General features: G+C 56.7%; 23 protein-coding genes. 12 read left to right on the top strand and 11 right to left on the bottom strand.

Annotated features, from left to right (window positions below; genetic code table 11):
* Positions 1-2: 2 nt before the first annotated feature.
* The 3 genes from JSS95_10715 to JSS95_10725 are packed head-to-tail and all read left to right on the top strand — an operon-like array spanning position 3 to position 2,734.
* The gene (locus JSS95_10715) at positions 3-1,028 is read left to right on the top strand and encodes a glycosyltransferase family 2 protein (protein MBS1800288.1); all 1,026 of its coding nucleotides are present in this window, start codon (positions 3-5) and stop codon (positions 1,026-1,028) included.
* Positions 1,025-1,918 (top strand): glycosyltransferase family 2 protein, encoded by an 894-nt coding sequence (locus JSS95_10720; GenBank protein ID MBS1800289.1) that lies wholly within the window; start codon positions 1,025-1,027, stop codon positions 1,916-1,918. Before JSS95_10715 ends, JSS95_10720 begins: the two co-directional genes overlap by 4 nt.
* A gap of 27 nt (positions 1,919-1,945) precedes the next feature.
* Positions 1,946-2,734: a glycosyltransferase gene (locus tag JSS95_10725; protein MBS1800290.1), complete on the top strand. Its 789-nt coding sequence runs from the start codon at positions 1,946-1,948 to the stop codon at positions 2,732-2,734.
* Between the two features lie 10 nt (positions 2,735-2,744).
* Here the strand turns inward: JSS95_10725 and JSS95_10730 are convergent, their stop codons facing one another.
* The 3 genes from JSS95_10730 to JSS95_10740 all read right to left on the bottom strand — a co-directional run bounded on the left by JSS95_10730 (position 2,745) and on the right by JSS95_10740 (position 8,166).
* Positions 2,745-3,881, bottom strand: coding sequence for a hypothetical protein (locus JSS95_10730; protein ID MBS1800291.1), 1,137 nt, complete (start codon positions 3,879-3,881; stop codon positions 2,745-2,747).
* Positions 3,882-4,042: 161 nt separating this feature from the next.
* A complete protein-coding gene (locus JSS95_10735; protein MBS1800292.1) occupies positions 4,043-5,266 on the bottom strand; it encodes a chain length determinant family protein in 1,224 nt (407 codons plus the stop codon).
* Between the two features lie 392 nt (positions 5,267-5,658).
* On the bottom strand, positions 5,659-8,166 hold the full coding sequence (locus JSS95_10740; protein MBS1800293.1) for a phosphatase PAP2 family protein: 2,508 nt from the start codon (positions 8,164-8,166) through the stop codon (positions 5,659-5,661).
* 326 nt (positions 8,167-8,492) lie between these two features.
* Between JSS95_10740 and JSS95_10745 the strand changes: the two genes are divergently transcribed.
* Both JSS95_10745 and JSS95_10750 read left to right on the top strand, forming a co-directional pair.
* Entirely contained in the window at positions 8,493-8,846 is a 354-nt protein-coding gene (locus JSS95_10745; GenBank protein MBS1800294.1) for a winged helix-turn-helix transcriptional regulator, read from the top strand.
* A gap of 70 nt (positions 8,847-8,916) precedes the next feature.
* Positions 8,917-9,363: an SRPBCC family protein gene (locus JSS95_10750; protein ID MBS1800295.1), complete on the top strand. Its 447-nt coding sequence runs from the start codon at positions 8,917-8,919 to the stop codon at positions 9,361-9,363.
* Between the two features lie 86 nt (positions 9,364-9,449).
* Here the strand turns inward: JSS95_10750 and JSS95_10755 are convergent, their stop codons facing one another.
* Positions 9,450-9,644, bottom strand: coding sequence for a hypothetical protein (locus tag JSS95_10755; protein ID MBS1800296.1), 195 nt, complete (start codon positions 9,642-9,644; stop codon positions 9,450-9,452).
* A 139-nt stretch (positions 9,645-9,783) separates the two neighbouring features.
* Between JSS95_10755 and JSS95_10760 the strand changes: the two genes are divergently transcribed.
* The gene (locus tag JSS95_10760) at positions 9,784-10,125 is read left to right on the top strand and encodes a hypothetical protein (protein ID MBS1800297.1); all 342 of its coding nucleotides are present in this window, start codon (positions 9,784-9,786) and stop codon (positions 10,123-10,125) included.
* A gap of 70 nt (positions 10,126-10,195) precedes the next feature.
* Here JSS95_10760 and JSS95_10765 read toward each other — a convergent pair whose 3' ends face one another.
* Positions 10,196-11,224 (bottom strand): phosphotransferase, encoded by a 1,029-nt coding sequence (locus tag JSS95_10765; protein MBS1800298.1) that lies wholly within the window; start codon positions 11,222-11,224, stop codon positions 10,196-10,198.
* Positions 11,225-11,554: 330 nt separating this feature from the next.
* On the opposite strand from JSS95_10765, the gene JSS95_10770 reads away from it, so the two are divergent.
* Complete coding sequence (locus JSS95_10770) at positions 11,555-12,451, top strand: DUF1080 domain-containing protein (GenBank protein MBS1800299.1); 897 nt, start codon at positions 11,555-11,557, stop codon at positions 12,449-12,451.
* A 20-nt stretch (positions 12,452-12,471) separates the two neighbouring features.
* On the opposite strand, the gene merR is transcribed toward JSS95_10770, so the two are convergent.
* Positions 12,472-12,870, bottom strand: a complete 399-nt coding sequence (gene merR / locus JSS95_10775) for an Hg(II)-responsive transcriptional regulator (protein MBS1800300.1) — start codon at positions 12,868-12,870, stop codon at positions 12,472-12,474.
* Between the two features lie 67 nt (positions 12,871-12,937).
* On the opposite strand from merR, the gene JSS95_10780 reads away from it, so the two are divergent.
* Both JSS95_10780 and JSS95_10785 read left to right on the top strand, forming a co-directional pair.
* Positions 12,938-13,288: a mercury transporter MerT gene (locus JSS95_10780; GenBank protein MBS1800301.1), complete on the top strand. Its 351-nt coding sequence runs from the start codon at positions 12,938-12,940 to the stop codon at positions 13,286-13,288.
* Positions 13,289-13,300: 12 nt separating this feature from the next.
* The gene (locus JSS95_10785; protein MBS1800302.1) at positions 13,301-13,588 is read left to right on the top strand and encodes a cation transporter; all 288 of its coding nucleotides are present in this window, start codon (positions 13,301-13,303) and stop codon (positions 13,586-13,588) included.
* Positions 13,589-13,812: 224 nt separating this feature from the next.
* On the opposite strand, the gene JSS95_10790 is transcribed toward JSS95_10785, so the two are convergent.
* Positions 13,813-14,442: a formylmethanofuran dehydrogenase gene (locus JSS95_10790; protein ID MBS1800303.1), complete on the bottom strand. Its 630-nt coding sequence runs from the start codon at positions 14,440-14,442 to the stop codon at positions 13,813-13,815.
* A 77-nt stretch (positions 14,443-14,519) separates the two neighbouring features.
* On the opposite strand from JSS95_10790, the gene JSS95_10795 reads away from it, so the two are divergent.
* Positions 14,520-15,197: a MarC family protein gene (locus tag JSS95_10795; GenBank protein ID MBS1800304.1), complete on the top strand. Its 678-nt coding sequence runs from the start codon at positions 14,520-14,522 to the stop codon at positions 15,195-15,197.
* Positions 15,198-15,276: 79 nt separating this feature from the next.
* Here the strand turns inward: JSS95_10795 and JSS95_10800 are convergent, their stop codons facing one another.
* On the bottom strand, positions 15,277-16,215 hold the full coding sequence (locus JSS95_10800) for an NADP-dependent oxidoreductase (protein ID MBS1800305.1): 939 nt from the start codon (positions 16,213-16,215) through the stop codon (positions 15,277-15,279).
* A 70-nt stretch (positions 16,216-16,285) separates the two neighbouring features.
* Positions 16,286-16,954: a hypothetical protein gene (locus JSS95_10805; GenBank protein MBS1800306.1), complete on the bottom strand. Its 669-nt coding sequence runs from the start codon at positions 16,952-16,954 to the stop codon at positions 16,286-16,288.
* Positions 16,955-17,387: 433 nt separating this feature from the next.
* Here JSS95_10805 and JSS95_10810 point away from each other — a divergent pair, with 433 nt between their 5' ends.
* Complete coding sequence (locus tag JSS95_10810; GenBank protein MBS1800307.1) at positions 17,388-17,906, top strand: polymer-forming cytoskeletal protein; 519 nt, start codon at positions 17,388-17,390, stop codon at positions 17,904-17,906.
* Between the two features lie 131 nt (positions 17,907-18,037).
* Here the strand turns inward: JSS95_10810 and JSS95_10815 are convergent, their stop codons facing one another.
* Positions 18,038-18,430, bottom strand: coding sequence for a DUF2752 domain-containing protein (locus JSS95_10815; protein MBS1800308.1), 393 nt, complete (start codon positions 18,428-18,430; stop codon positions 18,038-18,040).
* Positions 18,431-18,432: 2 nt separating this feature from the next.
* Positions 18,433-19,122 (bottom strand): DUF4339 domain-containing protein, encoded by a 690-nt coding sequence (locus tag JSS95_10820; GenBank protein MBS1800309.1) that lies wholly within the window; start codon positions 19,120-19,122, stop codon positions 18,433-18,435.
* A 124-nt stretch (positions 19,123-19,246) separates the two neighbouring features.
* On the opposite strand from JSS95_10820, the gene JSS95_10825 reads away from it, so the two are divergent.
* A complete protein-coding gene (locus JSS95_10825; GenBank protein MBS1800310.1) occupies positions 19,247-19,879 on the top strand; it encodes a class I SAM-dependent methyltransferase in 633 nt (210 codons plus the stop codon).
* Positions 19,880-20,151: the final 272 nt, after the last annotated feature.

Below are 20,151 nucleotides of genomic sequence, written 5' to 3' on the forward strand. Positions count from 1 at the left end.
GTATGGATATTTATCCGCAATCGGAGGATCAGCGGCCGGGATTCGCTGTTTTCCCGATTGGCATTGTGATTCCCACGTACAACCGATCCGACACGATCCTGATGTGCCTGGAGCATCTGGAGCGGCAAACATGGGCCGATTTCGAGGTGATCATCGTTGATGACGGTTCCACCGATTCGACGCCGAAGCTGCTTGAACGCTACCTCGATTCAACTCGCTTACATGTCCGCTATATTCGGCAGGAGAATGCCGGTGCCGCCCGCGCGCGCAACGTTGCGGCTTCGGTAATGCAAGCTCCTGTGTGCCTGATGATTGGCGATGATATCTTTGCCTCTCCGGATCTTGTTCGTACCCATCTCACTCTCCATCAGCAGAGACCAGAATTGAATATAGCTTGTCTGGGATTGACGCAATGGAGCGAATCCGGTCAGCTGGTGACTAAGTTTATGCGTTGGCTCGACGAGAGCGGGAACCAATTTGCATATGGCGATCTGCTACGCGGAACGCGCGCTGACTGGAGGCATTTTTATACAAGCAACCTTTCAGTGAAGACAGAATTCCTGCGACAGAATCCATTCAACGAGGGTTTTTCCAAGTATGGAATGGAAGACATTGAGCTCGGATATCGCATGCAAATTCAGCATGGGCTTGAAATTGCATTTCTCCCAAAAGCTCTGGCACATCATTTGCACCCGACATCGTTCAGGCGAGCATGTAGCAGACAAGTATTGGTAGGGAAATCGAATCGGCTGTTCCACGACATGTGGCCGGAATGTATGCCAAAATCCACTTCGCCTCTCAGGCGAACCTTCCGCAGATTTATATCCCACAATGAGTGGTTAATATCCCCGCTTACATCTGCCGCAGATGTTCTTACGAGAATCTGGTGTCCTAATCCGCTTATGTATGCCGCGCTTTCAGCAAATTACTCGGTTGGATATGAGAACAGCCCATATCGGTCTTTGCGTACGGGCGTTCCATCGGACGTGGATCATGCAGCATCTTCCCGCAAGAGCGCTTCGCAATGAATCTGCCGAGCACTGCGCGGCCGAGTACTTGTGCTATCGTTGTTAGTTTTTACCCAGGGCCTCATATCGTTCAAAATGTCGCGGCGTTGCTCCAGCAGGTGGAGAGGGTGTTTGTCATTGACAATGGATCCGTCGGCAATTCACTTGAGCATTTACACGCGCTCCGAGGCATGCCGCTATGCCATGTTCATCTTCTCGGAGAAAACCTCGGTATTGCAGCGGCGATGAATCAAGGCGTTAAATTGGCAGTCGATGGCGGATTCAAATCGATTTTTACTTTCGATCAGGATTCTTCAATTACACCGGGGTTTGTGGTCAAGATGCTGGCGGAGTATGATGACGCCTGTCGCAAGCACAAGAAAGTCGGCTTGGTTTTTCCGCAATACTTCGATTCGAGAAGCGGCATGCATCTGCGCACCGTCCTTGATAAGAATGGCGACCCTTATACAGCCATGACTTCGGGGAACTTGGTTCTGACAGAAGTGTTTCAAGAGTGTGGAGGTTTTGAGGAAGCATTCTTCATGGATTATGTGGACCATGAGTTCTGTCTAAGATTGAGGAATCATGGATACAGTATTGTTGAGTGCGCCAACGCAATTTTGCTGCATTCGCTCGGCAACTTGCGTACCTATAAAATCGTTGGATTGGAATTTGGTTGCACACACCACAATGCAGGACGGCGATATTACATCACCAGGAATCGCATTTACATCTATCGCAAGTTCCTGCACAGTAACTGGGGCTGGTGCAAACACGATATCCTATCGTCAATTCAAGAATTGGTGAAGCTCGTCATATTTGAAGAGCAGAAGGTGGCAAAGCTTCGCAATATATGGCGGGGCATTCGAGATGGAATATCAGGGCGAATGGGGAAGACAGTCAACCTGTAATCATCTTTAGCTGATGGATGAGAGTAAATGTCAAGTATTCAGGATAACCGATGGGAATCTGGACACAGATGCCCGCGCATTTCCGTTTGCATGGCGGCTTACAATGGTGAGCGCTATATTCAAGTGCAACTAGCGTCAATTCTTGAACAACTCAACTCAGATGACGAGATAGTCATTGTAGACGACTGCTCTTCTGATAGAACTTGTGAGCTGATATCCGGTATGGGAGATAATCGCATTCGGCTAATTCAGCATAAGAAGAATGCAGGTGCAAAGAAGACATTTGAAGATGCTATCCGGAATGCACTTGGTGAAATTCTTTTCCTTAGCGACCAGGATGATATATGGCCCCCTGGCAAGGTAGACAAAGTATGCCAAGCATTTGACCGTAATAGGGATGTTCAGATTGTCGCAACCAGTTTTAAAGTTATCGACAATGACGGGGAGTTTACATACGACTCTGTCTATTCAAATTGGCCTCGTTTTCGCCCAGGATTAATCGCCAACATCTGGTCCAATCGTGTACTCGGATCGACAATGGCTATTCGGTCTTCTGATGTCTACAAGATCCTTCCTTTTCCTGCGAAGTATTGGGTTGAACACGATGCCTGGATTATGGCCGTCAACAGTATTACCGGAGGAAAAGTGGCATACCTTGATGAGCCACTCCTCTTTTATCGACGTCATCGGCAGAATCTCTCGACTCCACTAAGTTGGCGCCTCCGCATTAAGAAGCGGGTTCATCTTGTCGCAGCTCTTATTGTCTATTCTTTGCAGGTAAGAAAAAGAGGGTCGATGCCTCTACTCGGGGATTAGAGGAAACCTGTTAGATAGTTGCGTGCGAGCGGACTAAAAATTTACGTTCGTATACTCCTAAGGAAATCCCGCAAAATCCCAAGTAGATAATACTGGAATCGGTCAGATAGTTTCCGCCAATCCAAAAGAGGATTGCAAAAGCTGCCCAAGGATAGATCAGTATGCCAACGAGATTCTTTTTGAGAAGGCTTTGCCAAATATAACCGTAGAGCAAGCCGTACCCGAAAAGAAACCACGGCGAATACCACCCGAGATCAGAGAAAATGTAGCCAAATGCGCCAGACCAGACAAGCGTTGGATCCAGACCGGCTCGAGACACTGCGGAAAAATCTCCACCAAACAAGTCTGCATTGTCAGGTAAGTTCATCGCATCCCGAAAAGGCAAAACCTTTGCTATCGCCTTACTTGTGGTGATGGCGGAAAACAATGTCTTTCCCGTACCGCTGTACGGGTACTGAAGCTTGCCGTTCACCACGGCAGCCAAACGGTTATAGGATGCAATGGAATAACCGGCAAGCTGATTGCCAACGACGTCAATCCCTTCCGATCCGCGAAGCAGCGCAAAGGAACCAAAAAGGAGCGCAATCGTAAGAGGAAAAATCGCTAAGACGCGCAATGCCGAGCCGGTACTGAGTTTTCCCAGCGATGCTCTCCGGTAGATGTACAAGACAGTCAGTCCGCAAAATACCAGCAATAAATTCGCGCGACTGAGCTTGAGGGTAGCGGACAGAAGAGAAGCGAGTATCCCCACGAGCACACCAGCCCAGAGAAGTGTTCTTTTGATACCCGATAGCTTCAACTGAGGTATACGAAAGAACGCCCACCAAAGTATTCCATTCAATATGGGAGCCATGAATACCATGGTGCCTTGGTCGTCGAGGGCATCTACGCCCTTCAACTGACGCCCTTGCTGGGCGAGCAGTAGCAGAAGGATATTAGGGTTATTCCTTAGCAATAGATAGTTTGATATCAACGATCCGGCTATTGCCGCCACAAGTGGCAGTGCAACAAAGATCACTGGGTCCATTTTTACAGTCAATTGCTCTTCGGAGAGCGAGCGGGCTGGAAATAGACACTGCCAAATCCAGACGCCTATTAGGAATGCTATTACGCAGAGACTGTAAAAAAGGATCGTCGGAAGATCCATGAACATAAGATCTGGCTCGTTCATGAATGCGGTATATGAGGAGGGTGGGATGAAACAGGATATTAAAAATATAAGATAAGAGAACAGAGCAAGACCATAAGGTGAGACAAGGTGGTTGGCCCACGATTTGTTGGTGACCTCAGGCATGTTTTTCGATTCGGCTAGTCCCTGGCGGAAAACTGTTCCCGTAGCATGCGGACCTTGCGATTCCCCTCCGGTGTGCGCCATTCAATGACATAGATATCGAAAAAGCGGGCAAAAAGAAGTGAAACAGCGAACCCAACGAGGGTCGTAAGAAAAATAATGATGAGGCGATGCGGTCCGGATTTAAGCTCAGGACGAACGGCAGGGTCGGCAACCTGAATACCCGCCCCTTCACGTGCCTCATCGAGGCGAGCGACTTCATATTGGATCGTAAGCAACTGATAGAGGTTCTCTGCAAACTTCACATCGCGATACTTGCGAAGATATTCGAGACCGGCTTCCGGAATCTTTCCCTTGGGCAGCACGACGCCCGTATCCGAGTCCTCGCTGCTTCCGGAAAGACGGCTCAGTTGATTGCGTAGCGCGGACAGTTGTTGCTGAGCCATTACGACTTCAGGGTTATTGGGAGTGGCGTATGAGAGCATGGATTGAATCTGAACTTGTTTGGTTACAATCTGCGCTCGCAGTACGGCGGCCGCTTCAATGAGAGACCGCGCCTGGCTATCCGGCTGCACGATACCCGTTGTTTGCTCAGTGTGTTTAAAGGCCTGTTCTGCATTCTCCAACTGGCCCTTCGCATCCCCTAGCTGTTGCTCGAAGAACTGCCGACGCTGCGATGCTTCCGTAATTGCAAGATTTGCAGACTGCTTGCGAAACTCATCGATGTAGCCGTTGGCCATCTCGGCAGCAAAACCAGGATCACGATCGCTTACAGTGATACGGAGTAAGCCATCTTTGACTCCCAGGTTGACGCTGCTTCGCTGCTCGAACTTCCTGACAGCTTCAGTGACATAACGCACATGGTACCGGTCCGTCAGGTGAAAACGATTGACGATTGCCGCTTCGAGCGAATTTGTACGGAAGAGAGAGGCATAGGTTTCGCCTGGATTCCGAATGCCAAGGCCGCTTCCTGCGAGTGATGCCAGGGCAGCAGACCCGCCTGCCTGACTAAGCAGCGCCGAGCTTAGAGATGAACTTTGAGCCGGAGGAAGCACAATGATCTCTGCGGTATATTCGTTCGGCGTTAGGAGGCATACCACAATTGCCAGTACCGCGAAGGCCCCGGTTACACCCAAAATCAAACGCCAGCGCCTGGCGAGAAACAGGAAAAAACGATAAGTCGATCCCTCCTGCGGTGTAATTGTGTCCATCGCTGAATCGCCTGCTTCGATCCGAGCCATCTAAACGTACTCCCTTGGAGAAGTAAAGCAGCGAATGCTTCGGACCATGCCAACTCCAATATGGTTATCTGTGCGAGCCGCGCACGTCAGTCTACTATCTGGTTCTAATGCGATGAACGATCCCTGCGAAGATACAGGTAAATCGGCACAAACCGTGTGCGAACTGCACTGATTATAAAGCTCTCAAGAGGTTGGCATTGCAGCCAATCTAGTGGGAACTTCGATCGTAACGGGTGATCTCTTGACAGATGTCCAATGCTGGGGTCCGTGAGTCTCTCTTTGTCGGGTCGACGATTGCTTGTGAGCAGACGGGGCGAAGTATGCACGGCAATTTTTGCAACCTTCAAATGCCTCGTTTTCTCGTTGCCCTGCGGTGCAAACGATCTGGAGGGCTACTTTGCAGAAAAGCCCTCGCGAAGGCTAAGCTCTGGATTCCATGTGATTTGCAGCCAGCCGCTGGTATTGTTCTGCGATCCCGGTTTGTAGGAAGGGATGAGGAAGCGCTCGTATTGCGTGAAGACCTGCGCGGTCCAGTGGCGATTGATGGCGAACGAACCATTCAGGAATCCGTCTGTGATGGTGCCGCCCTGCGGCAGATAGCCGTTAGCGATCTTGTTCTGGCGGTAACCCAACTCAACCCTCGTCCGGGACGAGAACCAGTAACCGGTGCGTCCTTCAATGGCGCGGCCGTCACGGCCCACGGCATTGCCCAGCAGAAATCCCTTGTTGGTATTGCTGTCGAGATACTGGTTATTGATGAAGAAGTGTATCCCGCCGAAATCGCGCACAAGGCCCTGGCTGCTGGCGGCCTCCACGCGAAGATCCATATGGGGGAGCCATGGGAGCCGGGCGAAGTAGATCCCCGGGCTCCAGGCGGCGCGCCGTGGTGCGGCCATCGGGTTGGGATCGTCATCGGAGTAGGCATCAGCATAGAGTGTGACAAACTTGCCGAAGTAGGGCAGCCTGTAGCGGAAGTCGAAGTTGCTCTTCCTGTCACCCGGATCGCCGCGGTCTCCATAACCGGCGCTTCCACCACCGCCGCCAATTCCTCCGCCGGTGGAGTTGAAGCTGAAGATGTTGTCCTTGAAGGTGTGAAGCGTCATTGGGTGTCCAACACCCAGGAAGACGGACCATCTTGTGAAGCCCAGCTCAAGGTTGTCGCCGAAGTTGAGAGATATCTTCTGGCCGTTGAACCAGGGGCGGGCAGGGTATGAGTGCCCGGAGAGCTTGCCGAGGACGACATCGAACCGGTATGTGCCCCACGAGGGCACCAGAGGAAACGGGTGTGGGCGGGTGGAGACAAAGCGGAAGTTGTATGTCGGCTCGGCGTTACTCGAGAATGCCCAGGGGCCCATTGTGGTCGGCCCCCAATAGATCTGTTGTTTGCCGAAGGACAACGCGTTCCCAGCGAAGGACACTCCAGCGTATAGCTCAAGCGGCCGCTGGCGCGTAAAGGCCGCGCTGCCGGGAACGGGTTCGATATGCGGATCGCCAGGCTGAATGAAATCGATCGTGTTGATTAATTGATTTCTTTCCGGCGTCTCATTGGGTCGGCCGGGGCCATGCTGCATCTCTTCGCGGGCGTAAAAGAAGAGCCGCCCATAGTGAGCGCGCGTTGAAAAGCCTGCGATGGCGCTGGAGCCGCGGCCCAGTGGGCGACCGTAGTCGTTCCACCATGTCTGGCCAAAGTGGAAGCTGTCATACAGCGCGGGGCCTGCGATGGTTCCATAGCGCGCGTAGACGGATTCGAGAGCAAGCTCCTGATAGCTCGTCGACTCCTCGGAAAGCTCGCGGTCGAGATCGGCCATCAGGCGTTTGGCCTCGTTGACCAGGCCGGGATTCGAGATGCTGAGCCGGTCGGCGAGTTCCTCGGCCTGTTCAAGCTGACGCTTGCACTCCTGCCGTGTCCAGGGGCGAATCGAGACGTTCTGAGTTGAAATGAGGCCGAGGTTGGCGAGGCGCTCGAGTGCGGGATAGATCCAACTGTCCATGGGCACATTGGTTGAGCCGATGGCATCGGGGTCGCCGTCGTAGCGAACCAGGGTACGTTTCGCAGCTGGCGCGGAGGGAAGCGCAAACTGCGGCGGTGGCGGCGGTGTGGGAAGCTGCGGCCCGGCTCCGTTGGAGGTGTTACGGGCGACATAGTTGTCCGGCAACGGTGGCGAATCGTATGGGTTCAGCGTGTAGCTGTGGTGGGCCTTGTACACATAGCGCCCAATCATCCAGCCTGCGACGCTACCGACCAGGACGTCGGAGGGAAAGTGTTGTTCCGCCAGCACGCGGCTGACGCTGACGCTGCTCGCGAGGCCATAGACCGCTGTGCGCGTGAGCCATCCGGGATATTCCGAGGCGACAACTGCGGCGGCAGACCACGCCAGCACGGCATGGTTCGAGGGGAAGGATGAATCCGTCGCGCCGGAGCTGAAGAAGTTTCCAGCAGCATTATTAACCAATGGACGGTCGCGCCGAAAGACGGCTTTCAACGCAGTGTTGACCGCATAGCTGTTGATGAGCGCTTCGCCGGCAAGCAGTCCAGTCTCATGGGCCTGGGGAGCATAGTTGACGAGGCTCCAGAGATAGCCCGAAGCGGGAATTGCGACAATCCCGGCAAGCGCGCCATTGGAGAGCGTATTGGCTTTGTTCTGTCCGTCCGGGGTGATCTGGATCGCCTTCGTCATGGAGTGCTGGTCGCTTCCGACCAGCATTCCCGTCGCGACTCCGAAGGGCACGAGCCACATTGCATCCTTTGGCCTGAGACGCGCCGGACTCGTCCAGATGACCTCCTGATCGCGCAGCAGGCGCTTGGGCATTCCTACCAGGTTGATGTCTTCGGTATGAGAGCTCCGGCTGGTCATGGAGGCGGCCAGCGCGAGCGGACCGGGCGCAGCATTCTGCGGCACGGGGGCGTCAGGAAGCGAGCTGGAGGAGGAACTGGAACTCTGCGCAAGAGTGTTTTGCTGAAAAGACAGAGCAACGATAGCCCCAAGGAGAAGCGGGAGAAGAGGCCTTTTCAGAATTAAGTCCATAGGGGAGATATCTGGAGGTCAAGTATCCGGCAAACCCCGCTTCATCGAGATTAACACAGCGGCACAGGGGAATCAGATGCCCGGAGCCTCTCTAAACAACCCTTCCCAGAGTCAGAAAATAGCGATATCCGTCAGGTTGACAGGAGGCCCTTCATTTTTGTATTTAACCTATGTGTTAATTAACGTATAAGGCAAGTTACATGAATTCACTGGACATCACATTTGCCGCGCTAGCCGATCCAACGCGCCGGGCGATCCTTGCGAAGCTGGCCCAGGGCGAAAGCACGGTGACGGACCTGGCCAGGCCGTTCGCCATGAGCCTGCCTGCGATCTCACGGCATATCAAGGTGCTGGAACATGCCGGGTTGATCTCCCAGAGTCGCCAGGCGCAGTGGCGGCCCTGCCGTATTGAGCCGAAGGCGCTGAAGGAGGTTGCGCAATGGATGGAGGACTACCGCCGGTTCTGGAGCGAGAGCCTCGACCGGATGGAGGCCTACGTCGAGCGACTACAGGCTCAGGACAAGCCGCGAAAGAAGAAGAAAACGCGCCGGTAAACCGAATCCGGCGATGGAGCAACGAAGATTCAACAGCCAGGAGGGAGAGAGAATGACAGAGCAGAGAGTCATGACCACAATCGACAGGGAGATCGCGGAGACGAGGATCGTCAATGCCTCACGCGAGCTGCTGTGGAAGGTCTGGACGGAGCCGGCGCACGTCACGCAATGGTGGGGGCCAAACGGGTTTACGAACACTACGGAGAAGATGGACGTGCGGCCAGACGGTGAGTGGGTCCATGTGATGCACGGGCCCGATGGCCGCAACTATCCGAACAGCGTCGTCTATCGTGAGGTGGTCGAGCCGGAGAGGCTGGTGTACGACCACATCTCGACGCCGCACCATCGGACGACGGTGACCTTTGAAGATATCGGCGGCGGAAGGACGAAGCTGACGGTGACGATGATCTTCGACACGACAGAGTCGAAGCGCTGGACAGAGGAGACGTTCCAGGCCGAGATTGGACTGAAGCAGCATCTCGGACGTCTGCAGGAGTATCTGTCGAGGGTGAAGTGAGCCGTTGCGCGCAAAAACTTTAGGGCCCTCGATATGGAGGGCCCTAAGTTCGTAAATAGTGTGAGTAAACTCAAGCGATCGCAGGCTTAGCCCTGGGACTCGCCCTCGGTCTTCTTCCCGAGAAGGTTTTCGAGGGCACCCTTGACGACGCCGGTTCCTTCAAAGCCCGCGACGGCGGCGGCGCCTTCTTCGAGGATGTTTGCGTTGGGGTTGATCTTCTTTGCGCCTTCAACGGCGACTACGGCACCTACGATTTTTTCGGCTTCGTCCATTAGACCCATATCAAGATCTCCTTACAAATTTAGGATGCGCACTCTGTTTGAAGGGTGACATCGCTAAAGACATGCCGGTGAACAAAAAGTTGCGCACAACCGAGCGACTGAATGTGTGTTCATTGAGTGTGTAACGAGGAGGGTTGTTATGAAAGCCGCTCAGATGAAGTCGATGATGACAAAGGCGATGATGGCGGGTTTGGTGGCCGGTACGGTGATGTTTGCCGGGGCAAAGCAGTCTGAGGCACAGCAGTTCAGGATTGGTGTTCAGATTGGGCAGCCGGTGGTTTATCCAGGCTACTATGCGCCACGTGGTTACTACGACCGAGACTACTATGAGCGATTTCGTTGCGAGCGCGAGCGTCGTGAGGCGTACGAGCGCCAACTGGCCTGGGAGCGTCAGCAGGCATGGATGCGCCATGAGCAGCATGAGCGGTGGGAGCACGAACGCCATGATGGCTGGGGCGATCGCGGCTGGGATCGCCGGTAACCACTAATATGAGTTTTTAGAGGTTGAGAGGGGCCGGTTGCGGAGTTCGCCCGCGCCGGCCCTGCTTGTCTCACCGGTACGCATGGCGGTCGGAGACGATTCTTAATGCTTCATCAAATCGTGTCTGCCGTGTGTTCTCTAAGAACTCTTCCAGATGAACTCTGCCATAGGCGGTTTTTGTCTGGTTGTCCACGAGACTGATCTCTCCTGCCCAGAACTTCCGCTGAAAGTCTCTGTATCCCGGCACACTCTCACTTTGACTCAGCGGCTTGCCGTATGAACCCTGCAGGAGGAAGACCGTGGCGTAGAAGAGGTGGGCGACCTGCCGGCTGAGGAAAAATCGGGCCAGATGGTACCGATCGGGTGGCTGTCCAAAGTACTCCTGAAGGAAGGCCCTCTCCTCTGTGTCATCAGTGACGAGTATATTTGCAACGACTGCCAGATCAGCATAGCGGTCGTTCAGAAAAGCAGCCTCCCAGTCGACCAGCCATACGCGGTCTCCGTCGAAGAGGATATTGTCCGGCTTGAAGAGATCGTTGTGGCTTGAGACCATGTCCTCCTCGTGACGCGTGTAGGCTGCGGCCATTTGCGCATATCGGCCGAAGATTTCGTCACGTTCCTCTCTGGAGAGTATGTTTGCCTCCTGAAACTTCTGGATGAACCCGTCGACGGCAGGTCCCTGGTTCATCAGGAACATACATGTGGTATTGAGGTGATTCTCGACTCCGGAAAACGGCGGCAGAGCGTGTAGCGTGCGTAGCATAGCTGGCATCCGTACAAGGGCCTCGCTTACCGGAAAGGGCACCTCTTCGACGAAATCGGTGATAGAGATTCCGTCTTCGATGCTGGTGTACCAGACATGCGGGGCGAGACCTGCTTCCGCAGCCGCCCTCATGCAGGTGAAGTGGCGCGCAGGGCCGATCATCGCATTGGGACGCATGATGATCCGTAACAGGAATGGAGACCCTCGGGCGACGACGCGAAAGACAAGCGCCGAGGTACGTCCCTTGGTGATCGGGCGGATGTCTTCGATCTCGGTTACACCGAAAGCCTCGCGCAGGCTGCGAGTCACAGCTTCGCTTTTTTCTTGTGGAATCATGGAGCCTCCGTGGTGGTTAGTCCGTTGACATTACCCGGAGAGCAGGCTGAAAACCAGTCTCGTTTTCAATGGTTTCGATTTGCTATTCTGAAAGTGGAGAAGGACAGGGCCGTGTCATTTGGTTCGCGTCGAATCGGCCATTGGCTGAGCCCCTGTCGGATCAAATTACAATTTCCTCCATCCTGATCAAACGCTCTTATTCTTTCCGTGAGCTGGATTCATTCTGGTGATGGATCGAGATTTTTTTCAGAAAGATGTCGCTAAAGGTGTGTCGCTGCCGCTAAACTTCCGTTGTTTTTGAATCGTCTCAATTCGGAAGGCGGAAAACTCATGCCGGCATCGTATCGCTCTTGTGCGCGCTTCGTTTCGTCATCACTTCTTTGGGGAGCTACGCTCCTGATTTTTCCGGTTGCGCTTAGCGCTCAAACGGTGCCGCCGGCGTTGGAGTCTCCGGCTGCGCGGCCCCCGGTGGCTGGGCCGCACGGTGAAAAGCTTCCGGGAATGCCGAAATTTCACGATCCCGCGCCTTACGACATCGACGAGCATACGGGCTACAAGCAGATTTTCGACGGCAAAAGTTTTGCCGGATGGGATGCCGACCCCAGCATATGGCGGGTCGAAGATGGGATCATGATTGGCGAGACGTTCGAGGGCAAGCCGAAGGGCAACAACTACATCGTCTATCGTGGCGACAGGATGCGCGACTTTGACCTGAAGCTCCAGATGAAGATCGAGAAGGGCGGTGGTGGCGGCATCCAGTACCGCAGCCAGACTGGCATACCGTGGACAAGGCCCCAGCCCGCCGGTCTTCCGCCCTATGACCTCAAATTCATGATGACGGGCCCGCAGGCTGACTTCTGGTTCCCCGTGCGCGCATCAGCGGCTGCTTACACCGGCCAGTGGTACTCGGAGAACACCATGCAGGGCATCCTCGCGTATCGCGGCCAGGTGACGCAGGCGCTGCCGGGGCAGACCAACCGGCTCGTAGCAAACATTGGCGACAAACAGGCGCTGGGCGGCTATGTGAAGGTCAACGAGTGGAACGATTACGAGATCATCGCCCGCGGTGGCGTGATGATGCACATCATGAACGGCCAGTTGATGGCGGTCTTCATCGACGACAACAAGGACTCGGTGAACAACCAGCCGGGTTTGATCGGCTTTGAGATCGAGAGCCAGCCCTGCAAGATCTCGGTGCGCGATATCTGGTTGAGGAAGTTCGACTAGGATGCTGGCCGCCCGAGGGTTCAGTCCTGTATGAGCAGATGAATGATCGGACATGGTTCGCCGGCAGCAGAAGAGTCGCAGGCATGCACAAGCCGGGCGAGAGACTTCTTTATTCTCGACAGGTCTGAAATCTTCTCTTCGATCAACGCCAGCTTCTGTGCGGCGGCCTGGCGAGTCTCCAGGCAGGCCCTTCTTTCATCGAGCGCCAGAAGCCCTGTAATCTCTTCGAGGGTGAACCCCAGGGCCTGAGCTCTTTTGATAAATCGCACTCGCTTCACGGTTTCCGTCGAATAGCGGCGAAAGCCGCCGGATGGTTTCGATGGCTCATGCAGCAGGCCCCGCCTCTGATAGTAGCGGATGGTCTCAACATTGACGCCGCCATGGATTGCCAGGGTTCCAATTGTCATTTCGTCGGTCATCGCTGCCTCACTTGACTCCGTACTATGGTACGGAGCTTAGAGTGATGGTGGAAAGGGACGCTTCGAGATGCGATCGCCGAACACGAAGATCGAGTTGACGGGAGGGCTGCTTGCGGGTATCGGAGCGTCTGCTTGTTGCGTGGGGCCGCTTCTGCTGTTGAGCCTTGGGATTGGAGGGGCGTGGATCGGCAACCTGACCGCGCTGGAGCCCTATCGACCTGTCTTCATTGTGCTTGTCTTTGTCTTCCTTGGCCTCGCCTTCCGAAAGCTCTATCTGGCGCCTGTCGATTGCGATGCAGATGGACTTTGTGTCACGGAGAGAACACGAAAACTCCAGAAAGTGTTGTTTTGGCTGGTCGCTCCTCTGCTGCTCTTGCTGGTCGCGTCGCCGTGGCTGATGCCGCTCTTCTACCGTTGAAAGGAAAGTACGATGCGAAGACTGATTGCTGTCCTGCTGATGGGGTTGCCGGTGGCCGCTCTGGCTGCGACCCCTCAAACCGCCGTTCTCGATGTACAGAATATGACCTGTTCCACGTGCTCGATCACGATTCGGAAAGCTCTTGAAAAGGTTCCCGGGGTGATGTCCGCAAAGGTGGACTACGATCACAAGACGGCGACAGTGAAGTATGACGCTGAGAAGGCAAACCCATCGGCTCTGGTGAAGGCGACAACGAACGCGGGCTTCCCTTCAAAGCTGCATGACGGTATGCAACGGTGACAGATTGGGGCGTTGTCCTCGAGTCAGTGCTCACCTGCCCGCATTGCGGCTATGAGACAACGGAGACAATGCCTTCAGACTCCTGCCGTTTTTTCCACGAATGCGTGGGATGTAAGGCAGTGATCCGCCCGAAGGCGGGCGACTGCTGCGTCTTCTGCTCGTATGGTTCCGAAAAGTGTCCGCCGATTCAGTTGCATGGCCGTTGCTGTAATGGCTGAGGGTGTCTACAGAGTCTGGTAGTAGCGGGTTTCGGGCGAGGCGCAGGCTTGACACAGCGTTCGTGTGACACCGGCTTGTAATTGGCGCTCGCGGTCGTAGTTGATGCCTTCGCCGCACTGCTCGCAGACGATGCGCGGGGACTTGTAGCCTGGCATCTCACGGGGGTGGAGCGGCACGCGGACCCACTGCTCGCTGAAAAGTTCGGCGTCGGGCAGCTCGCGGTAGGCGAGCATCTGCTGCTGGTTCTTATTTTCGATGTGGGGGTAGAGCTCGCGGGCGCGCTGTTTGGAGCTTTCGAGCGCGGCGACACGGATGGCTTTATAGGTGGGCGTGCCGTCTTCGAGAGCATCGAGCGGAGCGTTCAGGTCGACGAAGGTGGCGGCCATCTTTCCCCAGTCGCGGAACTTGAGCGCGCGCTTGCCGAGACGGCAGCCGGTGACGACCGCAATCGCGTCTGTTGCACAGCGGTCGATCTCGACGAAGGTGACGAGGCGCTTGCGGCCGGTGGTGCGGGGCTCGGCGATGCCGAGGCGCTGGCAGCCGAGCATGGCGAGGCGCACGCCCAGAATCTGCCCGGCGCAGAGGTGGCCGTGCGCAATCTCTGCCTGGCGAAGGAGGTCGTCGAGGGGCTCCATGGCTTGATGATACGGCGCAGTGCGATATTGTTGCAGAGGGCCGTTTGCAGGTGAGGCCGGCTGCTCGTGGAGGCGATGTGGGCGATTTATGGAGGCACTTTGCCCTGGGGTTCAGCGCGTTGCTGCCTGTGGTCAATCCGCTGGGCTCGGCGCTGGTGTTCCTGGGCCTGGTGGGATTGCAGCCGCCTGCGGTTTACAAGTCGCTGGCCCGGCAGATCGCCATCAATATGGTGTTGTTCTTCGCGGTGATTGAGCTGGTCGGGTCGTTCCTGCTGTCGTTCTTTGGGATTTCGTTGCCGATCGTTCAACTATCGGGAGGCGTGGTGGTGGCCGCGATTGGCTGGGGAGTGCTGAACAAGCCGGACGCGGACAAGGACAAGGAGAGCGAGGTCAAGACGGCGGTGCGCGGCGACGGTCAGGACAGGTGGTCGGGGAAGACGTTTTATCCGCTGATGTTTCCGATTACGGCGGGGCCGGGATGCCTGGTCGTCATGCTGACGCTGAGCGCGCATACGATGGAGGGCACGACGCTGCCGCAGACGGTGCTTGCCCGTGCAGGGTTGATGCTGGCGGTCGTGCTGCTGAGCCTGCTGGTCTACGTATGCTATGCGTATGCACCGCAGATTACAGGAAAGATCTCGCCGTCGACGACGCATGGAATCCTGCGCGTGATTGCGTTCATCCTGTTGTGCATTGGAGTGCAGATCGCATGGAATGGGCTGGAGGCTTTGCTGAAGCCTTTGCTTGGGAAGTAGCGATTATTCCCACCCTTCGCAAAAGCGCGAAGGATGGGGCACCCGGAATTTGTTGCGCCTTAGCTGAAGGTGGCGCATCCTAGCGAACGCCTGGCTCGACGGCGACGACGAGCTTTCCGTGCCCGCGCCGGTCCGCCGGAGTTCCGGTATAAGCGATGTTGGCGTCGGAGAAGGGGACGACGGCATCGACGTATGTCTTCAGCTTGCTGGTGTCGATGAGGCCGGCGATCTCCATTAGCTGACGCTGGTTGGGTTCGACGATGAAGAAGGCTTCCTTGATGCGGGGATCTTCGGCGGCCTCGTGGTCGGATGTAATCGTGACGGCATAGTGACCGGGGCTGAGGAACGGAAGCGAGCGCAGCAGCGTGTCGCCGCCGACGGTGTCGAAGACGATCTCGACGGGCTGCGTGATGGCTTCTTCGAATGGGGTTGCGCGCGAGTCGATGATCTCGTCGGCGCCGAGCTGGCGGATGAAGTCGAAGTTGCGCGGCGAAGCGGTGGCGATGACGTGCGCTCCGTAAAGGTGCGCGATCTGCACCGCGAAGAGTCCGACGCCGCCCGCGCCGCCGTGGATGAGGACACGGTCGCCGGGATGAAGATGTCCGCGGTGGAAGAGCCCCTGCCATGCCGTGAGAGCGCTGATGGGAACGGTGGCCGCTTCGACGGGAGAGAGCGTGGTGGGGGCGGGGGCGATGGAGGTGGCGAGTGCGAGGCAGTATTCGGCGAGCGCGCCCTCTTCGAACCAGTCGTTCATGCCGAAGACGGCCTGGCCGATGGTGAAGTCGGTCACACTTTCGCCCACGGCGGCGACGGTGCCGGAGAACTCGTGCGCGGGAACCGCACCTGCGCGCTTGTCGCCGGTTTTGGTATGCGTCGTGGGATACCACTGGAGTTCGGTGCGTATGATGCCAGCCGCCGAGACACGGACAAGAACCTCGCCGGGGCTGGGTTGAGGTTGCGGGAGAGAGGCTTCGACCAACTGCGTGGGCTGCGTGTCTGCCAGACGCATGACCTTCATCGTGTTTGTCTTCTCCTGGGTGATTTGAATTCGATGCTACACCGGGGAGATAAAGAATTTATGACGACAGCTAATTGTTGTCGTCGTTGTCGCCTTCTTCGACGATGGAGGAGGTTCCGACGACGCTGTAGGTCGTGGCCTCGCCGCCGGTGGGTTGGATGGTGACGCGCAGCGGAAGGCGCTCCCACGTTGCGGGCTGGCAGACGGGAATGAAGTGGTTGGGCTCGGGCCACCTTCCGATGATTTTTTGCACGACGGGGCGTCGCGCTCCCAGTTGCGCGACGATGACGTAAAGGCTGCCTCCACCTTTGGCGGTGCTGCCGGTGCCGCAGTAGGCGGCGTAGTCGCGGAACCAGACGGCGTTGGAGACGACGGGGTCGAATGAGGGAAGATGCAGCGCGGTGATGTGTCCAGTGATGCGGTCGACGGTAATCCAGGGGCCGGGCTGCCAGATCCAGCGCGGCGCGGGATCAGTCGGCAGAGCGTCGTTGATACGCAGGGCGCGGCGGATGGCGAAGGTGCGGTCGGTGATGTCGTGGGCCTCGCCGGTGGTCCAGTCTTTCTGGCGGTCGTCGACGAAGAGCGGACGCACTTTGATGGTGGAGGTCTCGTCGTACTTCGCTTCAGCGGTAGCGTCGGGCTGGGTGTAGGGTACGCGGCGGACGGCCCCGAGCGAGACGGTGTGGACTTTGGGTGCGGCGGCGAATGTGGTTGCAGCGTTGGAGACGAAGATGCTCAGCAGAAGGAGGAGGGTGCGGGATCTCACGTGGGGCCAGCTCAGGATGAGGAATGGAAAGGCCGGCCCGTAGTTGTTTCTCTGCGAAGGCCGGCCGTTGTTGATCGGTAGTTGCGAAGGTTTCCGCAACCAGAGGAACCAAGTGCTGCCATGCTATCCGAGAGCCGGCGAATAAAGGGAGACCCAGGCTGTCACTTTCGTGGAATGGAACAAAAGGGGTTACGTGTGGAAGAAAGTTCAGGGATGTGGGAAAGAGATTCCGGGAGTGTTGAAGTAGGTTCAAGGGCTGTGGAATAGATTGTGAATCTTGCGTAATCCGTGATGTGCCGCGGAGTAGTATCGTGAAAACAAGCGTTCAGCCAAAGTGTGGCAGTACGTTGATGGAGCCCGCACGAGGGGTCATCTCCAGTGAGTGAAGGAAAGGATATTTACGAATATGTGGAAACCGAATCAGCCGGGAAGCAATAGCCCCTCAACTCCAGAACCGTCGCGGCCGACTCCCCCGGCGCCGAGCTATGAAGCTCCGCGCGCTGCTTCGCCGGTGGGCACGGGAACCGCAGCACCGAGCTCGGGCGAGCAGGCGACGATTGGAAAGTCGCTGGTCGTCAAGGGCGAGGTGACTGGATCAGAGTCGTTGTATATCGACGGCAAGGTGGAAGGCGCGATCAACCTTCCAGGGAACCGCGTCACCGTTGGCCGCAATGGCCAGGTGGCTGCCAACATCGTGGCACGCGAGGTTGTTGTGCTGGGTAAGGTTCGCGGCAACTGCCAGGCGAGCGATCGCGTCGACATCCGCAGCGAAGGTTCGCTGACGGGCGATGTGATTGCAGCGCGCATCTCGATCGAAGATGGCGCATTCTTCAAGGGTGGCATCGACATTCGCAAGCCGGGCGGCACGGACCTCAAGGGCGGTTCCGCCCAGCCTGCGTCCGAGCCAGTCGCCGTGGAAGCGTAAGACAAACAGATGTGCGAACGGCCTCGGCTTTTGCCGGGGCCGTTTTGTTTTTGCAAGTTCGAGCTTTCGCTCGAATGCCCACCTTAGTCGCGATAAAGCCGCGCCGAAGATGGGGCGCCCGCTTTGCGGAATCAAAGGTTGCGGACGATGGTGAAGATGGTTGCTGCCGCCAGTGTCCCGTAGATCGCAGACGGTGGTGGCTGCGGGAGGCGGAACGGTTTGTTCGCGATCATGCGCGCGTAGCATGTGGCGGCATAGCCGCCAGCGACGGGAAGCAGCAGTACCGTAAGCGCGTTCAGGCGGAGAGCATCGCCGAGCTCGCCGTGAAGAAGAGCTGCGAGTGCGCGTGTGGTTCCGCAGCCGGGACAGAGAACTCCAGCGAAGCGATGGATGGGACACTGTGGATAGAAGCCGTACTGTTCCGGCGGGAAGCGCAGCAGGATGACAGCCGCGAGCGCCAGCAGCGCTAAAGGAGCAGCCGCTTGTGAGAACAGAACGAGGCGGCTGCGTGGCGGGTGCGTCATGGCTAGATTCCGCGGTAGCGTGCTGCCTGCTTGATCTGGTTGATGCGGTTGAAGTGGTACTGGAAGTAGAGTCCGCCGAAGAAGAAGGTCATGACCGGGCCAAGGCGCAGGCCGAGGGGTTCGACGGTATTATAGAACTGCTCGATCGAGTTCTTCATGCTGAAGCGATAGAGGATGACCAGCACGAAGACCCCAAGCGCGATGACGAATGAAGCCGGGTGGCGGTGGGGTGTGTGTCCCGACATGACTGCGGCGCTGGCTCCGGCGGAGAGGCCTCCGTTGATGAATGAGAGCACCACGTAGAAGAGGAAGTAGGTGAATGCTCTGGTCTGCGGTTCGATGCGGCGCACCCACAACACCTGAACGAAGTCCCAGATGATGGCGAAGACGCCGCAGGTGCAGATGGCAATGACGAGTACGAGCGCCCAGTGCAGATTGGGCGGATCGGGGTAGGTTGAGGCCCCCGGGTTCAGGTAGGGATTGACTGGCGCGGGTACGTATCCGGGTGCCGCGGGTGGGGTGGCAGGCGGAGTTGTGACGCCGAGTATCTGCGCGACCGGGACCCACTCCGCAGCGTCGTCTGCCTTCGCAAGGTCGGTGAGCAAAACATTGCCGCTGGCGACATAGCGTTGCAGGTCTTCAAGAGAGTAAGGGCCATAGGTCTGGCCTTCGCGTGTGACGTGATAGGGCATCGGGAACTCCTGAGGGTCGTAGACAGATGAAAACATGGAGCGTACTTCAGCACAAGCATGTTTACGTGTTTATCGGATAAATGTTCGCAAGATAGGATATACGGCAGAGACGAGGGCCCATTCGATGGACCGCCACGCGCACTGGGAGAAGATCTACCGCGAAAAACAGGCGACACAGGTGAGCTGGTATCGCGCTCACCTGGAGGCGTCGCTCGACCTGATTGCGCGCTTTGCGGCGTCGAAGCATGCGGCGATTCTGGATATTGGCGGCGGGGCCTCTACGCTGGCAGATGACCTGCTGGCTGCCGGATACAACGACGTCTCCGTGCTGGACATCGCCGGGGACGCGCTGGCCGTGTCGCGGCTTCGCCTGGGAGACGCTGCGCAGAAGGTGAAGTGGATCGCAGCGGACTTTCTCGACGCGGCGCTGGAAGAAAACCGGTACGGCCTGTGCCACGATCGCGCGGTCTTTCACTTTTTGACGGGCGCTGGAGAGCAGGCGGCGTACTTCAGGCAGGTTGCGCGGATTCTACGACCCGATGGCGTGCTGGTGCTGGCGACGTTTGCTCCCGATGGCCCGCTGCGATGCAGCGGTCTTGAGGTTGTCCGGTATGACGAGGCCGCGCTGAAGAAGGCAACCGGAGCGAGGCTTGAGCTGGTCGAGTCGCATAGGGTCAGCCATCACACGCCTGCCGGGGCTGTGCAGGAGATGATGTACTTCGTGCTGCGGAAGATATCCTCCCCTGCTTTGCGTTAGGGCAATTTTCCTTGAGGCATGGTTCATTCGGCGTGGATTTATGTCGCGCCTTCAGCGCTCGGAGCTTTGATTGGCATCGCTTACCTGGGCCTTCGGCCCAGGCTGATATCTGTCGAGCCTTTGGCCTTTGGACTACACATGAGTGAAAAATGCTAAGTAACAGGGTGGCACTTCTAGGGCATTTCCCTTATAGGTGTAGTTCTTGCTTTCAGGGCCGAAGGCCTGCCAACATACCAGTCTAGGCCGAAGGCCCAGGTTTATAGGCCGACGAT

Source organism: Acidobacteriota bacterium (genome assembly GCA_018268895.1).
Lineage (GTDB): Bacteria > Acidobacteriota > Terriglobia > Terriglobales > Acidobacteriaceae > Edaphobacter.

Coding starts and splice junctions, on each gene's coding strand:
- JSS95_10755 (MBS1800296.1), bottom strand. CDS start 9,644: ATGGGTCTAATGGACGAAGCCGAAAAAATCGTAGGTGCCGTAGTCGCC.
- JSS95_10725 (MBS1800290.1), top strand. CDS start 1,946: ATGTCAAGTATTCAGGATAACCGATGGGAATCTGGACACAGATGCCCG.
- JSS95_10720 (MBS1800289.1), top strand. CDS start 1,025: ATGAATCTGCCGAGCACTGCGCGGCCGAGTACTTGTGCTATCGTTGTT.
- JSS95_10770 (MBS1800299.1), top strand. CDS start 11,555: ATGCCGGCATCGTATCGCTCTTGTGCGCGCTTCGTTTCGTCATCACTT.
- JSS95_10730 (MBS1800291.1), bottom strand. CDS start 3,881: ATGGATCTTCCGACGATCCTTTTTTACAGTCTCTGCGTAATAGCATTC.
- JSS95_10760 (MBS1800297.1), top strand. CDS start 9,784: ATGAAAGCCGCTCAGATGAAGTCGATGATGACAAAGGCGATGATGGCG.
- JSS95_10745 (MBS1800294.1), top strand. CDS start 8,493: ATGAATTCACTGGACATCACATTTGCCGCGCTAGCCGATCCAACGCGC.
- JSS95_10765 (MBS1800298.1), bottom strand. CDS start 11,224: ATGATTCCACAAGAAAAAAGCGAAGCTGTGACTCGCAGCCTGCGCGAG.
- JSS95_10815 (MBS1800308.1), bottom strand. CDS start 18,430: ATGACGCACCCGCCACGCAGCCGCCTCGTTCTGTTCTCACAAGCGGCT.
- merR (MBS1800300.1), bottom strand. CDS start 12,870: ATGACCGACGAAATGACAATTGGAACCCTGGCAATCCATGGCGGCGTC.
- JSS95_10820 (MBS1800309.1), bottom strand. CDS start 19,122: ATGCCCTATCACGTCACACGCGAAGGCCAGACCTATGGCCCTTACTCT.
- JSS95_10750 (MBS1800295.1), top strand. CDS start 8,917: ATGACCACAATCGACAGGGAGATCGCGGAGACGAGGATCGTCAATGCC.
- JSS95_10715 (MBS1800288.1), top strand. CDS start 3: ATGGATATTTATCCGCAATCGGAGGATCAGCGGCCGGGATTCGCTGTT.
- JSS95_10785 (MBS1800302.1), top strand. CDS start 13,301: ATGCGAAGACTGATTGCTGTCCTGCTGATGGGGTTGCCGGTGGCCGCT.
- JSS95_10800 (MBS1800305.1), bottom strand. CDS start 16,215: ATGAAGGTCATGCGTCTGGCAGACACGCAGCCCACGCAGTTGGTCGAA.
- JSS95_10810 (MBS1800307.1), top strand. CDS start 17,388: ATGTGGAAACCGAATCAGCCGGGAAGCAATAGCCCCTCAACTCCAGAA.
- JSS95_10825 (MBS1800310.1), top strand. CDS start 19,247: ATGGACCGCCACGCGCACTGGGAGAAGATCTACCGCGAAAAACAGGCG.
- JSS95_10780 (MBS1800301.1), top strand. CDS start 12,938: ATGCGATCGCCGAACACGAAGATCGAGTTGACGGGAGGGCTGCTTGCG.
- JSS95_10790 (MBS1800303.1), bottom strand. CDS start 14,442: ATGGAGCCCCTCGACGACCTCCTTCGCCAGGCAGAGATTGCGCACGGC.
- JSS95_10735 (MBS1800292.1), bottom strand. CDS start 5,266: ATGGCTCGGATCGAAGCAGGCGATTCAGCGATGGACACAATTACACCG.